We start from the raw sequence: 14,268 nt of genomic DNA, 5'->3' as shown, positions 1-14,268 counted from the left end.
TGAGATGTGTATGTGTGGAATTACAGGTTGGGTAGATTGGAAGGAAGACCTTTCAAATCAACATGTTATTTTAAAAAAGATGGCAAATAGTATTGAGCATCGTGGTCCAGATGCTGAAGGATTTTGGTTTTCACCTCGCGCAGCTTTTGCACACCGCCGATTAATCGTAATAGATCCTAAAGGAGGAACGCAGCCAAAAACATTTCGTGCTGGTGATTATACGTATGCTCTTACTTATAATGGAGAAATTTATAATTTCCGTGAACTTAGAGAGCAGCTTCAAAAATGTGGGCATGCATTTGAAACCCATTCAGATACAGAAGTATTACTACATGCTTATTTAGAATGGAAAGAAGACTGCGTACGACATTTAAACGGAATTTTCGCTTTTGCCTTATGGGATGATCAGAAGCAACAATTGTTTTTAGCACGAGATCATTTAGGTGTAAAACCACTCTTTTTTACAGAAAGAAATGGCAGTATTATTTTCGGCTCTGAAATTAAAGCATTATTAGCGCATCCATCTGTCCCTGCTGAAATTGATGCGGATGGAATAAATGAAATATTTGGATTAGGCTTATTTCGCACTCCAGGATGTGGCGTCTTTAAACATATTCAAGAAGTACGTGCTGGACATTCTATAACATTTACACGTCATAAAAAAGGAGTTACGAAGTATTGGAATTTAGAAAGTAAGTTCCATACAGACTCTATAGAAGATACATCTTCGCATATTTTATCTATTTTACAAGATACAGTAAAAAGACAATTAATTGCCGATGTTCCTCTCGTTTGTATGTTATCAGGCGGATTAGACTCTAGCGGTATTACTGCACTTGCGGGTAAAGAATTTGCTGCTGAAAATAAAACACTTCATACGTATTCTGTTGACTTTGTAAATAGCGCAAAAGATTTCGAACTGACATTTGCTCGCACTGGTTTAGACGCACCTTGGGTAAAACGCGTTTCTGAACATGTCGGGACAGCGCATCATGATATTATTGTGAATGCTGAAGAATTAGCAAATCAATTATTCGTTCCCCTTCATGCAAAAGATTTACCAAGTGCTGGTGAAATGGAAACTTCACTATATTTACTATTTTGCGAAATGAAAAAAGATGCGACCGTAGCTTTATCCGGCGAATCGGCTGATGAAGTATTCGGTGGATATCCTTGGTTTCATCAAGAAGAACTACTATATGTAGATAAGTTTCCTTGGCTAAAAAATTGGAAAAATACATCTCCTCTTCTACTAAATGAAGTAAGTAACCAATGTAATCTAGAAGACTATATTGATACACGATTCCAAGAGGCGATACTTGAAGTACCTACTCTTGAAGGCGAAAGTAAAAAATCCGCGAAACAACGTCAAATGTTTTATTTATTTTTAACACGATTCCTTCCTTTCTTACTTGACCGTAAAGATCGCATGAGTATGGCTGTTGGATTTGAAGTTCGTGTACCGTTTTGTGATTATAGATTAGTTGAATATTTATGGAATGTTCCTTTCAACATAAAAAGTATTGATAATATTGAAAAAGGCATTTTACGTAGAGCACTACAACCAGCTTTACCTGACGATGTACGCAATAGAAGAAAAAGCGCTTATCCAACTTCACAAGATCCACTCTACTTACAAACAATCCGTAATTTAACACTTGATATGTGTAACAATAAAAACAATCCTATTTTCTCACTTATTAACCATTCCATCTTACTTTCAATTGCTGATCAAAGTAATAAAGAGATTAACAATTTTGAGGCAAGAAGTGCCATGGAGTATATGCTACAAGTAAATGAATGGTTGAAAACATATCACATCCATATTGCTTAACAAAAAGGAGTTCAAGGATAAAAACCTTGAACTCCTTTTATATTAATTAGCACATTGTTTATTATCAGTATCAATAGACCATCCAATAATCGTGGCACAGTCTCTACCTTTCCACTGCAGTACATTTGTTAATACGGGCTCAATCTGCAAGCTATTTCCGTCGTGTAATATTTCTACTAAAGATTGATCATCATCAAACCTTCGTTTGTCACACTCTAAAATACCGTCCGTTGCCATTACAATGTGATTCATTCCTTTTTCTAATCCTCTTACACCTGACGTAAAGCAAGGTGTATTTGCTGCAAAAATATTTTTCCTGCCAATATATTCGTAATTCTTCCGTTTATTTAATCGTCCTTTTCCATTTTTCGTTTTCTCAGAATGGAATAAATACGCGAAACAATCACCAACTGATAACCAATATAAAAATTCGCCTTTTCGTAAACAAATTAAGCAAGCGAGTTCCTCATCATCTTGATCACACTTTTTAATAAATAACTCATCTGTAAATAACGCTAATAGGTACATATGTGTATGATGGAAAGCTAAATGTATTGGATATGAGAATAACTCTTTTAGTTTTTCTTTTCTTTCCGAAATCGCTTCTATTATATAATCTATATTTTTTGTTTTGTGATGTGTATCAAAAATCATAACAAATTCAAATTGTAATTCAGGATCCCACCAAGCCAGCACCGCATCTCCTCGTTCATATGCATCACTCTCTTGATTTCCCCCATATACGCCGACTGAAAGAGGACCACATTTTTCAACATGTATTTCATCTACATACATCTGTTCATGACTAATCCATTTGAATGTATTCACAGCTATCATCCTCTCTCTTGCTAAATGTATACCTTTACACATAGATTACCTTATATTTCAATAAAAATAAACTTTTTCAACATTTTTTATCCAAATAAAAGGATTTTATTTCTAAAACAACGAATATATCTTACTATACGATATAAAAAAGGGGATTTATTATTATGAACAACATTAATCAACATTGGGAGAGCATTTATTATCACTTACGATACGAATACGAGGACAACCTTTCCCACCAAGCAATTCGTATTTTACAAATCGTTTCTCGTGAGAAAGATATAACAATTGGAAAAGTCGCTACTGAGCTTAGTCTTTCTCATAACACAGCGTCTGAACATATAAAACGCCTTATTCAAAAGGGTTTCATCGTTAAAGAGAGAAATAAAAAAGATGAAAGAGTGGTAAACCTTACTTTAACAATTGAAGGAATTGAAGGATTAGAAAAACATACTTTACTAGATAAAGAAAAGATAAAAATATTAGAATCACAGTTATCAAAAGAAGAACAACAATTAATTGAAAAAGCATTTTCGTTATTAGCGAAGGAGGCAAAATATGCATTTCCTCGTTAAAGTAATCGTTTCGGCACTTATTATTGGCATTATCACTGAAGTCGCTAAACATTACAGTACGATAGGTGGCTTTATTGCTGCCCTTCCTCTCGTGAGTTTACTTAGTCTATTTTGGATTTCATTCGAAGGCGGAAATAAACAAGAATTGAGTCAATTTGCTTTAGGGGTATTATATGGATTCCCCGCATCAGCACTACTATTATTTATCGTCTATATTGGTTTAAAAAATTCATTTACACTTAGTACATCTGTCCTACTTGGTATAGGTGTTTGGTGTATCGTTTTTGCTTGTCAAAAATTATTTCAAGCTTAGGAGGAATTAACATTCATAAATTTGTAGAAATAATGGGGCAAAATATAGAAGTACATATAAAAGGAATTGGTAAACAAACTGTAGTCATTCAAACCGGAATGACTTGCTCATTTTATGATTGGTTTCCTATTATAGAAAAGCTTTCAGAGCACTTTACAGTCGTTTCATACCATCGCCCAGGTTACGGAAAAAGTGATTTAGGCAATCAGCCGCGTACAATAAGGCAAGTTACAAAAGAGCTACATATGTTACTAAACAAACTAGCTATTCAAGAGCCATTTATTCTAATCGGTCATTCCTATGGAGGATTATGTGCACAACATTTTGCGATGTTACATGAAGATAAGCTGCAAGCACTTATTTTAGTTGATTCTACTTCGATGAACTTACACCGTTTAGATGAACTTCATTTACCAATTTCTGATCAAACTGATTCTGATGATGTTTGGTTTCAAAAATATAATATATATTCCAAAATGGATGTAGACACACTTTATAATGAACTAAAACCTATGCTCACCGATCAATCAAAACAGCAAATTGAATTCTCTACCTCGCCTTCATTATATAAAGCGACAGCTTCTGAACTATCGGAGTGGAAAAACTGTGCTCTCTCACTAAAAGAGCTATGTAAAACATTAGAAATACCATTAATCGTTATCGGTAGAGATCCTCAATATTCTATTACTCAATTGACTAATGGCGGCATGCCTAAAGAGGAAGCAACACAACTTGAAGCAATGTGGCAAGAACTAATTCACGAACAATTACACCTCTCAACTAACAACCAATATATTCTTGCCGAACATGCGAGTCACGGTATAGAAAATGATCGACCAGATATTATTATTGAGGCGATTCATTTCTTACAAATAAAAAAAGGAAGCAACTAAAGCTGCTTCCTTACTTATCTATTCATAATCTTCTTCATCATCGATTTCTTCGTAATATGAACTTCCATTACTTACATATATAGGGCCATTCGCAACATCAATACGTAGTACCCACGCCCATGGCACAGCTAAACGTTTATGTATCGCTCGCCAAAAGCTCATTGATTTTCTTTCGTACTCCTGGAACTCCTGAAGTAACTCTTTGTAGGAGGAACCGTCTAACTGAATATTTGCTTCTAACAAACGAGAATGGGCATAGTACTGTAACTCTAGTTCAGCAGCAATTTCCATTTCTTCTTCCGTTGCCATACCAATAATTGTTCCATCTTCTGGTGCAATTTCATATACGTTTTGAACTTCAATAAGCCCTTCTTTCTCTTTCTCAAACATGTAAACAGCCTCCTTTAACATATATTTTTTATGTTACAAAGTCATACTTCTACAATAACTTCTCTCTTTCCTCTTTTTTTGATAAACTTTTACAAAATATTTAACCGATGACCTGTTTTCTCTATTCTTTCAGCAGAAATGAAACGATTTTTATCAAAATTTAATTTATACACATCAGGCATATGAAGTGTTTTCCAAAACTCTAAATCATATTTCGAATTAAAATAATTCATGAGTAATACCATAATATTTCCATGCGTACCTATTACAATATTCTTACCTTCATATTGTTTTAATATATTTTGCATACATATTACAGCGCGCCTTTGTGCGACATCATTCGATTCTCCGCCTTCGTATGCAAAACTCCAATCTTCCCACACATTCTGCATAGCATCATTAAAATTTGATACCGGCTCTGTGCTCAATAATCTTTCACGCAAATCTTCTTCTGTTTGTATTGATAATTTATATGTATTCGCAATTCCTTGTACAGTTTGGATTGCTCTTTTATACGGGCTAGAAATCACAACATCAATATGTTTATCTTTTAATAAGCGTGTTACATTCTCTGCATCTAAGTACCCTTTTTCAGATAAAGGTCGCTCCCGTTCTTCTTTTGTATAGGTAGAATGGGCATGGCGAACGAAATAGATTGTTGTCATTTATTCATCTCCTTTTTCCGTTTCTACCCAAATTCAATACATTACCATCAAATCCCTTTACCTTTATAATAAGTGCTTTCAAATTTAAATGTTGATTTTCATATTAATAAAAGGGAAACACCCCATATGGTGTTTCTCTCATTTAAAATAGACTACATTCAATTAAATACTTTATCAATTTTATTTCTATCGTATTCTAATATCCAATCATTATATGTATTATAAATATCCCTAATTGTATCAGGAGAGGTAGCTAATACATCACAACCTCTATCATCATAAACGTGAAATATAGTATTCTTGTTAACATTTATAAAATACACCCTATGAAAAATACTCGGTTTTATTCCCATATCTTGATTACAAATTGCTTTTAGCATAGGAATGTATGTAAAGTCAGAGATTTTACATTTCAAAGTATATCTATGTGTTTTATATGCTCCATCTTCATCTTCTTCTGGAAAAACATAAGGGATTGTATTTTTCTGTAACTTAAACAAATCGGACTTCTCTTTGACATACTTAGAAAAGATATTCAATTTCTGTTTGAAAATTTCACCGTTTGCATAGTCATTTACATCCACTACAATATAAATATCATCTTTTGTTGAATGTAAAGACTGAAATAAAGTAATCGTCCTTTTATAAACGCCTTCTAAATATAGACAATTTTCATAAATGTTATTACAATCATAGTCCACACCTAATCTAAAACGAATACCAATATCCCAATTATAAAATAGAGGTGGTCTAAGTTCTAAATTCGGAAACGTTTCAAGCATATACTCATTCAACCTCATCTCAATACCTACCTTTAATAGCATGTTGTTTACATAATAAAATTATTTTATTATAATTTATTTCTAAACTCTTCATCTGTTATAGCATCTTGAATAAAATAATTTATATTATTTCTCAGCTTTTGATATACAACTTGATCTTCTATATCGTTAAACATAATTACAACTTCTACTTTATTCCCTTTCTTATCTGTAGTATACAAGCTTTTTGTCAATACGAATGCGGTAGAACCACCTTTTTGCCCCGCAAATTCTAACTTACTATTATTAACTGTTCCTTTGAAAATATTCTCGATTTCTTCTTGCATTAATTTAGGAAAATAATTTCTACTATTTATTTTTCCCATTATACTCATATAATCTTTAGCGTTTGCACTCACTAATCGATCTGACCAAATTCGCTGAAATTCCATATCTACCTTTAATGGAATTTCACGTTTTTTCCATTCTTCTTCACCTTTCATCCATTCATGAATTTGTAACACATGTTTATTATACTCATCCTTTGACATGTTACGTATCATTTCTAATGATTGATTTTCTGGCTTATGAAGCTCTTTTTCTACATACCCTCTCATATATAGTGAAGCTGTATACGAAGAGAACTTATCATGACTAGTAAGCTCTAACTCTTTTATACTTTCATTTACTCTTTCTATTCCAAGCTTATCTAACAAATATGTTGTATTTGCGTTAGAACTATAATGAATCATTCCTTTAGCGACTTCTTCTAAAGCGATTTGTCCATTTTTCACTAATTCTCTCGCTTTGGCATCTTCTAACCAGTTAGGATGTGCTCCACCATCAGTATCTTTAACGTAATATTTTTCTAGCTCGTGCAATGAAATTTGTTCATCACGACTTATTTTTCCTTCTGACACTTGCTTAGCAAATTCAACTGCTATTACGATTTTTGCCGTACTCGCTAATGGCAATTTTTTATTTTCATTTATAGATGTTAATATCTCACCATTTTTTCTAATCAGTAATGAACATGTCTCATCGTCTTTATGTTCTTTTATATAGGTTAATACGTAATCAGAATCTTTTTTTGACAAATAATACTTCATTATGACAAAGAAAGCTATAATTGCTACTATAATCACTCCTGCAACAATTCCTATAATCTTTAATATGTTCACAATATACCTCCTCTAACAAATTTCCTTCTATATCATAATTATACCGAACTAAATTACAAAATTATACAAAACAGAATAACTCTTCCTACACATAAAGAATTATTATTTTATTTCACACTGTATTGCACGAAAAAATCTCATGAATATGTCTAACATTCACATAACAAAAAAACATGCTTTCATGATGAGAGCATGTTTTGTGATATTCTTCACATTGTTTCGTTAAAAAATTATCTTTTTATTTACCATGATGTAACATTAAATCACTAAGTTCTTCTTCAATGTGATTTAATTTCGCAACGCCTTCTTTCCATTTATGAATATAACGTGAAACCCCAACGAAAAACAAAACAATAATTGTGGAAAGAATAATACCATATACGATTGCTACAGTACTCATAGTTACACTTCCTTATAATTAGTAATGTGGTTATTAGTTATATTTTTATTATAAACCTTTTTCTTTTAAAATACTTCAATTTCAACTTTTTGTAACAAAATTGATTTTTCTAACATTTCGTTCGTAAAAATGGCATATTTTTCACAAATTATACAAAACTTCACCATATGTACTATTACCATATGAGTTATATTATTAAATAGAATAAAGGGGATGATATACTATGACGACTTGGTTTATTGTGATGTTAGTTGTATTTGGAGCATTTAAAATTATCGTTTCTAGCCTTCCTAACACTGTTATTGAATCCATTATTAGCAAGTACGAAACACATCCACAACTTGACGAAGAGAATGTGACTATTACAATTCACGGAAATAACGTAGAAGGCGAAAAGAAATCAAAAATTATTCATGATTTTAACGAAGGTTTATTTTTAGATCGCTATTATGCACCACCCCATAATGAAGGCACTCCTTTAATTATCAATGCAAAACGTGGTAAAAAAGATTTCACATTTTATATTTACAGTCATGAAGAGCATGTTGATGTTGTAAAACAATATAAAAAGAAGGTAGTTGCTTATAGTTTACGCTCTAAAAATCTTCAAAACAGTGATATGTTCGTATCAGCTGATTTGTATAGTGATAATAAAGTTATTGAATTTTGACTAAAAAAGATAAGAGCCTTACTACATTCTATATGCAGCAAGGCTCTTTAAAGTTGTTTCAAATTATATCCATCTGCTTATGTAATGCTTAAAAAATGAATAATAAAGTTGTTTACTTCTTATTAAACTAACGCCCCCGTTAGTTTAAGTGTAACTCTTCACAATTATTTGATATTATATAGATAAATAGAAATATAAATCAGAATTTAGTTTATAGTTATAAAAATAAGTTATTTATACCCTTATAATTCTTCAGAAAGGAGAGTGTATGAAAAAGACTATTGTTTTTGTATTAACGATATTTATATTATTCTCAGGATTCGCAACACAAAGTTATGCGTTGTCAGATTCGAAATCTGTGGCAATACAAGCATTGCTAGATGATGCCTGTCGTACGTCAGGTGTGCCTGGAATGTCACTCTCAATACTTGCTGATGGTGAAGTGTTCTACTTTTCTTCTGGGTATGCAGATCTTGAAAAGGGACTGTCTGCAAGTGAAAATACACTCTATGAGTTGGCCTCGGTGAGTAAAGCTTTTACTGGTATGGGGATTTTGCTATTGGAAGAGCAAGGGCTGCTATCAATGACTGACCCTATCCAAAAATATTTACCTTGGTTTACGTTAAAGTATCAAGGTAAACCTGTTGATATGCAAAACCTTACACTAAATAACTTTCTTCACCATACCAGCGGCCTAACAAATATTAGACATCTTCAAAATATTCCACAAGGTAATACGCCTGATATGTTGCAAAAGACCGTGGAAACGCTGGTAGATGCAGAATTGGCGTTCTCTCCCGGTGAACAATATAACTATGGAACCGTTAATTATGACGTATTGGGTTTGGTTATTGAGATTGTATCACGACAAAGCTATGAAGACTTTATGAAGGAGCAGGTATTTATACCCTTAGGTCTTCACCAGACGTATGTTTATAAAGAAGATGCTCAAGCCACTGGACAGTTAGCACAGGGCTACCGTTCTTCCTTTTTTATAACAACTCCATTTAACGCTCCGGATTATGCTGGGAATAAACCTGCCGGCTATATCATTTCTAATACAAAAGATATGGCGCGTTGGATGGGCATACAGATGGGTATTGTGCAGGACATACCCGAAATATTTCACAGGGCTATCGAAAAATCACATAGGGGTGATATGTCTGTTTCGGCTGTCAATGATATGTATTATGCGGCAGGTTGGTCGGTAAACGCCGAACAAACGTTTATAGAACACACTGGGGGTAATCCAAATTTTAGTACCAAAGTAGCCATACTGCCAAATGAAAGAACAGCCATCTGCTTACTGAGCAACGGCGCAAATACCAATATAAACCTGGTACTAAAAGTTAAAAATATATTACACGGCAATCTAACTCAGTCATATGAGATAAGCGGCACACAGCTTTTGGACATCATTTTGTCGTCTACCACAATTATTCTTTGCCTATTAGCCGTTCTGTTATTTTTCTTAGGATTAAGAAAAAGGAAAACGAATGAGCAGCAGCCAATGACAAAAAAGAGAACAATCGTAACAATTATTTTCCTAATCGCTACGATTGCCCAGTGTATAATGTTTTTTGCCCTCGATTGGTCAACGATACTTATTTGGCAAACATATAGTGTTCTTACAGCTTTAATTTCGTCAACATTATTAACAGCAAGCATTACTTGGTTTGTATATACTCACCGATTAGATGCCTCGTTCCGAAAATAAGTATAATGTTAAGTAAATAAATCCTAATTTATCGATATTTTCAATTTAAAAAACAGAAGACACTTCTCCTAGTTAAACCCACTTGCTATTTCTTCCACTAACCTGCCTCGTTAGTAGAAGAAGGATTTTTAAACAACTATATTATTTTTTAAATGACTTTATTGTAAATTAAACAACTTTATTATCTCTGTACATGATTTAGCTTAATACTCATATATAAAAAGGAATCCACGAAATATGGATTCCTTTTTTCTCATTTACTGAAAAATAAGCTCTGTCTTCAAACTATCTTTCGGTAACAACCAGTCTTTTTTCTCTAAACTCCCCATTAATAATTCCCTTTGTTTTGTCGCAATACTTTCTTCATTTGTTTTAAATGACACTTCTATTACGAAGTCATCTTCTAATTTTCCGGTATTACTTAATGGCCAAATTTCAATATTTGCTTTTATGTTTTCAAACTCTCCTGTATATCGTTTCATTAATACAGGACCGTAAATACGGGAATTCTTTAACATCTCTTCTCCCCAATTTGTATACAACCATTTGTTCATTTTCCCTGGTAATTTTTCTATTAACATGTTTTGAGCAGCTTGTTCATTTGGTAAATCAAGTATCCCATATCCTTTAGCACTGTAACTTTTCTTATTTGAAATGCTTAATGTTTTCTTCTCAAATCCCCAATCTATTTCCGCCTCATAACTATCCGTATTACTATCGAATCCTTCTTTTTTAGCTACTTCTAGTGCATCTTGAATTACACCATTTTGAATAGGATATCTTTTTTTATATGTTAGTTCAAAATCTTTACTAAATTCTTTCTTTCGAATTCTAGCAAACCAACCTTCATCACTTAAACTTTTATTCGCAGTATCTAAAAATTGCACTTGTATTCTTTCATATTTTGTACCAGCCTGGAAATGTTCTAGCACCTCTTGCTTCATCTCTTTGTTATAACCTAATACTTGTTCTGGCTTTAATAATAACTTCACTTCAAAACTAGGTTTCATTGGACTAGCAGTAGACCCTTCCTTAACGTTATAAAGGAAACAACAAAAGAAAATGCTTACGAATACAAATACTTTTTTCATATACCTATCCCCTTTGTATTTTAAATGACTTCTATACGTTCCATTGCAAGTGAATATACATTTTCATATCCTGCTGTACTTAGCTTTTGTTGTAATCGATCTGTATCCTCTTTCAAAGCGTGTACTAGCACCGTATGTTCTGGTAATAATGTATTTAACATCTCTTTAACGTCTCTTATACTTTGGTGAACTTTATACGGAACTCGCTTCACCCTACATGTACTCCTTACAGGTTCTTTCATAACTCTTTCTGCAAAACTCCCTTTCGCAATGTGCCCAGTAAAAATAACGGCATTCCGCTTTTCATTCCGAAGCTGTTCATAGTATAACTGTGCTCGTCTCGTTTGCATATTCGCATCACTCATTACAACTATTCCGTAACTATTTTGCAGACTAATGTCATTATCCATCACTATTATGTTTCTTTTTAGACTCTTCATAACCCATTTAAGTTCTTTATTATTTTTTATCCAATCTTTATATGCGAACATCTCTTCAAATCCAGCCAAGATTTCTTTATCTACTATAAGAGGAAATTCTTTATATCGTTCATATAAATACAATACTATATCTTGCGCCCTACCAAGTTGTGGCAGCGGTAATAATGCTATTCCTTTATTTTGCATAACTCGTTCAATTTCTGCACATAGTTCGTTTACACGTTCATTTTGCGAAACATCATCTGTGTGATAAGCGGCATCCACAATTGCGACTTTTATATTGTGGCCCAATTTCTCAGGTAAATTAGCTCGTAGTATATTAGACTCTGCTGAATAGTCGCCTGAATAAAATACGTATGTATTATACATATCAACTAAAAACCAAACAGCTCCCAATACATGCCCACTATATCCCCATTGAAACCGCAATGTAGGAGTAATTTGTACCCATTCATTTGGATTGCTAATCTCATCAATACATACATAATTTAAATCTTTTATGTGTTGGTCGCTATAAGGTAAATCCCACCCTTGCATCACATTATAGTTTCTCCATTTTTCATAATATAACGGCAGTTGCTCCTTCGTATAACGAGTCGTCCAAATTTTTTTCTTATAGCCATACTTCGCTAATAAAGGTAAACCCATCGTATGATCTTCATGAATATGTGATAAAAATACCGCATCTAGAAATGGAACAGCTTCTCTCTCTATTTTTGGATAACTATCCTCATAAGATCGATTAATACCACAATCAAATACTATTTTCGTCTCTTTATTTTTTACAAAATAGCAGGAGCGACCGTACTCTCCAGCTCCTCCCCATACTTCTACTCTCATCATGCTACCCCTTTTCGTTTTTGCTCCATATGTTGCAGCAGTAATAAGCACATTGTTGTAAGTCCAACAGAAACAACGGCCATCGCCATGCCTATAGATACTTCACCCTGTTCAAATTGAGCAAAAATAAACGTTGCTGACGTTTCTACTGATGGAGGTAATACGAGAAGCGATGCTACTAACTCTCTTATCGAAATTGTAAATGTCATCGCCCATCCAGCAAGAATGCCTGGGATAATAAGAGGCATTATTATTTTTCTAAAAATATAAATATAATTTCCAGAAAAAACACTTCCTGCCTGCATGAGAGAATCATCAATTTGTCCGAGTGATGATTTTACATATTGCACCGTGTAAGGTAAAAACAGAACAACATACGTTACGATAACCATGATTGGTGTATTGTAAATTGACATAGGCATATATGGTGAATTCCAAAATAGAATAAGACCTACAACCATAACGATTCCTGGTACCATATTCGGTAACATACCGCACATATCAAGCCATTTTTCAGAGGTTTTTTTCCCCTTTCGAATCATAAGTGCCAAAAAGACTCCAATCATTACCGCGATAATCGCTGTTACGAGTGAAAAAAGAAAACTATTCCATAAAGCCTCTAATCCCGGAGATCCTATTGTAAACAATGCCTCATAATGGCTTGTTGTAAAGTTATTTACATGTAAACCGCCGCCTCTTAATTTTGACAAAGAAGCAATAAGTATAGAAAAGTATGGAATTCCAATTGATACTATTAATAAACCAATTACATACATCCATGCTACAACGCGCGTAAATATAGACAAAGTATATCTTTTAGATTTCACACCTTTTCCACTAACCATTGCATATGAATACTTTCGATTCAATACATTTTGCATATACCAAATAAGCATACAAGCACTAAGTAATAAAGAAGATAATGCTGTTGCACTACTAAAATCAATTGGCCAACTCGAAATAAATTTATGGATTTCTGATGTTAACACGTGGAATCCTATTCTACGTCCGAATGTAGCCGGTGTTCCAAATTCAGCAATCGTCTTTACGAAAATGAGTAAAGCACCCATTACATAACTTGATACTAATAACGGCAATATTATTTTTCTTAAACGATAGAAAAAACTTCCGCCATGAACTGCTGCAGCTTCTTCTTTACTACTCCCAATCTGAAGTAACGTGTTTTTCAGCATGAAATAAAGGAATGGGAATAAATGCAGACTCATAATTAAGACCATACCTCCTAAACTAAAAAACGATGATGAAACTGTCTTTAGCATCGGAAAAAATTGTTCAAAATAGCCGTTAGGTTGCATGAACAAAATCCAGCCCATTGATCCAATATACGGCGGTGTCATAAATGGAATCATAAAAACAATATCTAACTTACTATACTTTCCTACATCTGTTTTGCTCATAATAAATGCCAATGGAAATGCAAATATTGTAGCTCCTATTACAACGAGTACACCTAGAAGCATCGAATTTAGAAAAATCCCAGCTAATCCACCACTCTGCATCACTTCAAAAGGCTTTAAAAAGTTCCAACTGCTATTTTCATATATACTAGAAAATAAAATAAGAAAAAGGGGAATGACGATTAACATCGCCACAAGCAATAACGCTACCGTCATTCCAACTTGTCTTACTGATACGAATCGATTTACCAT

The 14,268-nt window shown here is 33.3% G+C and carries 16 protein-coding genes; 6 read left to right on the top strand and 10 right to left on the bottom strand.

Annotated elements, in window-relative coordinates; all coding sequences use genetic code 11:
• Window positions 1-10 precede the first annotated feature (10 nt).
• Complete coding sequence (gene asnB, locus ATL10_RS02915) at window positions 11-1,834, top strand: asparagine synthase (glutamine-hydrolyzing) (RefSeq protein WP_110496399.1); 1,824 nt, start codon at window positions 11-13, stop codon at window positions 1,832-1,834.
• Window positions 1,835-1,876: 42 nt separating this feature from the next.
• On the opposite strand, the gene ATL10_RS02910 is transcribed toward asnB, so the two are convergent.
• Window positions 1,877-2,704: a PP2C family serine/threonine-protein phosphatase gene (locus tag ATL10_RS02910; RefSeq protein ID WP_002040904.1), complete on the bottom strand. Its 828-nt coding sequence runs from the start codon at window positions 2,702-2,704 to the stop codon at window positions 1,877-1,879.
• A 122-nt stretch (window positions 2,705-2,826) separates the two neighbouring features.
• Here ATL10_RS02910 and ATL10_RS02905 point away from each other — a divergent pair, with 122 nt between their 5' ends.
• Genes ATL10_RS02905 through ATL10_RS02895 form a run of 3 tightly spaced genes read left to right on the top strand, consistent with a single transcriptional unit; the run spans window position 2,827 to window position 4,443 of the window.
• Window positions 2,827-3,237 carry a MarR family winged helix-turn-helix transcriptional regulator gene (locus ATL10_RS02905; protein ID WP_001059782.1) on the top strand — a complete coding sequence of 137 codons (411 nt, stop codon included), beginning with the start codon at window positions 2,827-2,829 and terminating at the stop codon, window positions 3,235-3,237.
• Entirely contained in the window at window positions 3,221-3,550 is a 330-nt protein-coding gene (locus ATL10_RS02900) for a DUF3147 family protein (protein ID WP_000545616.1), read from the top strand. The genes ATL10_RS02905 and ATL10_RS02900 overlap by 17 nt, the downstream gene beginning before the upstream one ends.
• The gene (locus ATL10_RS02895; RefSeq protein WP_141548268.1) at window positions 3,511-4,443 is read left to right on the top strand and encodes an alpha/beta fold hydrolase; all 933 of its coding nucleotides are present in this window, start codon (window positions 3,511-3,513) and stop codon (window positions 4,441-4,443) included. The genes ATL10_RS02900 and ATL10_RS02895 overlap by 40 nt, the downstream gene beginning before the upstream one ends.
• 18 nt (window positions 4,444-4,461) lie before the next feature.
• On the opposite strand, the gene ATL10_RS02890 is transcribed toward ATL10_RS02895, so the two are convergent.
• From ATL10_RS02890 to ATL10_RS02865, 6 genes are all read right to left on the bottom strand, one after another.
• Window positions 4,462-4,833 carry a hypothetical protein gene (locus ATL10_RS02890; RefSeq protein ID WP_000461779.1) on the bottom strand — a complete coding sequence of 124 codons (372 nt, stop codon included), beginning with the start codon at window positions 4,831-4,833 and terminating at the stop codon, window positions 4,462-4,464.
• An 89-nt stretch (window positions 4,834-4,922) separates the two neighbouring features.
• Window positions 4,923-5,498 (bottom strand): histidine phosphatase family protein, encoded by a 576-nt coding sequence (locus ATL10_RS02885; protein WP_098250977.1) that lies wholly within the window; start codon window positions 5,496-5,498, stop codon window positions 4,923-4,925.
• A gap of 158 nt (window positions 5,499-5,656) precedes the next feature.
• Window positions 5,657-6,280: a DUF3885 domain-containing protein gene (locus ATL10_RS02880; RefSeq protein ID WP_065486054.1), complete on the bottom strand. Its 624-nt coding sequence runs from the start codon at window positions 6,278-6,280 to the stop codon at window positions 5,657-5,659.
• Window positions 6,281-6,348: 68 nt separating this feature from the next.
• Window positions 6,349-7,440, bottom strand: a complete 1,092-nt coding sequence (locus ATL10_RS02875) for a serine hydrolase (protein WP_098284401.1) — start codon at window positions 7,438-7,440, stop codon at window positions 6,349-6,351.
• A 238-nt stretch (window positions 7,441-7,678) separates the two neighbouring features.
• Complete coding sequence (locus ATL10_RS02870) at window positions 7,679-7,840, bottom strand: hypothetical protein (protein ID WP_000108701.1); 162 nt, start codon at window positions 7,838-7,840, stop codon at window positions 7,679-7,681.
• Window positions 7,841-7,905: 65 nt separating this feature from the next.
• The gene (locus ATL10_RS02865; protein WP_001987133.1) at window positions 7,906-8,022 is read right to left on the bottom strand and encodes a hypothetical protein; all 117 of its coding nucleotides are present in this window, start codon (window positions 8,020-8,022) and stop codon (window positions 7,906-7,908) included.
• Between the two features lie 41 nt (window positions 8,023-8,063).
• Between ATL10_RS02865 and ATL10_RS02860 the strand changes: the two genes are divergently transcribed.
• Complete coding sequence (locus ATL10_RS02860; RefSeq protein WP_029441929.1) at window positions 8,064-8,510, top strand: YfmQ family protein; 447 nt, start codon at window positions 8,064-8,066, stop codon at window positions 8,508-8,510.
• Between the two features lie 268 nt (window positions 8,511-8,778).
• Window positions 8,779-10,227, top strand: coding sequence for a serine hydrolase domain-containing protein (locus ATL10_RS02855; RefSeq protein ID WP_097924287.1), 1,449 nt, complete (start codon window positions 8,779-8,781; stop codon window positions 10,225-10,227).
• A gap of 257 nt (window positions 10,228-10,484) precedes the next feature.
• Here the strand turns inward: ATL10_RS02855 and ATL10_RS02850 are convergent, their stop codons facing one another.
• The 3 genes from ATL10_RS02850 to ATL10_RS02840 are packed head-to-tail and all read right to left on the bottom strand — an operon-like array spanning window position 10,485 to window position 14,268.
• Entirely contained in the window at window positions 10,485-11,318 is an 834-nt protein-coding gene (locus ATL10_RS02850) for a hypothetical protein (RefSeq protein ID WP_065228585.1), read from the bottom strand.
• A gap of 20 nt (window positions 11,319-11,338) precedes the next feature.
• A complete protein-coding gene (locus tag ATL10_RS02845; protein ID WP_065228584.1) occupies window positions 11,339-12,601 on the bottom strand; it encodes an MBL fold metallo-hydrolase in 1,263 nt (420 codons plus the stop codon).
• Window positions 12,598-14,268 carry an ABC transporter permease gene (locus tag ATL10_RS02840; protein WP_006923285.1) on the bottom strand — a complete coding sequence of 557 codons (1,671 nt, stop codon included), beginning with the start codon at window positions 14,266-14,268 and terminating at the stop codon, window positions 12,598-12,600. Before ATL10_RS02840 ends, ATL10_RS02845 begins: the two co-directional genes overlap by 4 nt.

The organism is Bacillus sp. 196mf (assembly GCF_003217275.1).
In the GTDB taxonomy this organism is placed as follows: domain Bacteria; phylum Bacillota; class Bacilli; order Bacillales; family Bacillaceae_G; genus Bacillus_A; species Bacillus_A thuringiensis_S.
This window is presented reverse-complemented; position numbering and strand designations above follow the sequence as displayed.

Bases quoted from the DNA above. Each gene is read 5' to 3' on its own strand.
- asnB (WP_110496399.1), top strand. From the start codon at position 11: ATGTGTGGAATTACAGGTTGGGTAGATTGGAAGGAAGACCTTTCAAAT.
- ATL10_RS02910 (WP_002040904.1), bottom strand. From the start codon at position 2,704: ATGTGTAAAGGTATACATTTAGCAAGAGAGAGGATGATAGCTGTGAAT.
- ATL10_RS02905 (WP_001059782.1), top strand. From the start codon at position 2,827: ATGAACAACATTAATCAACATTGGGAGAGCATTTATTATCACTTACGA.
- ATL10_RS02900 (WP_000545616.1), top strand. From the start codon at position 3,221: ATGCATTTCCTCGTTAAAGTAATCGTTTCGGCACTTATTATTGGCATT.
- ATL10_RS02890 (WP_000461779.1), bottom strand. From the start codon at position 4,833: ATGTTTGAGAAAGAGAAAGAAGGGCTTATTGAAGTTCAAAACGTATAT.
- ATL10_RS02885 (WP_098250977.1), bottom strand. From the start codon at position 5,498: ATGACAACAATCTATTTCGTTCGCCATGCCCATTCTACCTATACAAAA.
- ATL10_RS02880 (WP_065486054.1), bottom strand. From the start codon at position 6,280: ATGCTTGAAACGTTTCCGAATTTAGAACTTAGACCACCTCTATTTTAT.
- ATL10_RS02870 (WP_000108701.1), bottom strand. From the start codon at position 7,840: ATGAGTACTGTAGCAATCGTATATGGTATTATTCTTTCCACAATTATT.
- ATL10_RS02865 (WP_001987133.1), bottom strand. From the start codon at position 8,022: ATGGTAATAGTACATATGGTGAAGTTTTGTATAATTTGTGAAAAATAT.
- ATL10_RS02860 (WP_029441929.1), top strand. From the start codon at position 8,064: ATGACGACTTGGTTTATTGTGATGTTAGTTGTATTTGGAGCATTTAAA.
- ATL10_RS02855 (WP_097924287.1), top strand. From the start codon at position 8,779: ATGAAAAAGACTATTGTTTTTGTATTAACGATATTTATATTATTCTCA.
- ATL10_RS02850 (WP_065228585.1), bottom strand. From the start codon at position 11,318: ATGAAAAAAGTATTTGTATTCGTAAGCATTTTCTTTTGTTGTTTCCTT.
- ATL10_RS02845 (WP_065228584.1), bottom strand. From the start codon at position 12,601: ATGATGAGAGTAGAAGTATGGGGAGGAGCTGGAGAGTACGGTCGCTCC.
- ATL10_RS02840 (WP_006923285.1), bottom strand. From the start codon at position 14,268: ATGGTAAATCGATTCGTATCAGTAAGACAAGTTGGAATGACGGTAGCG.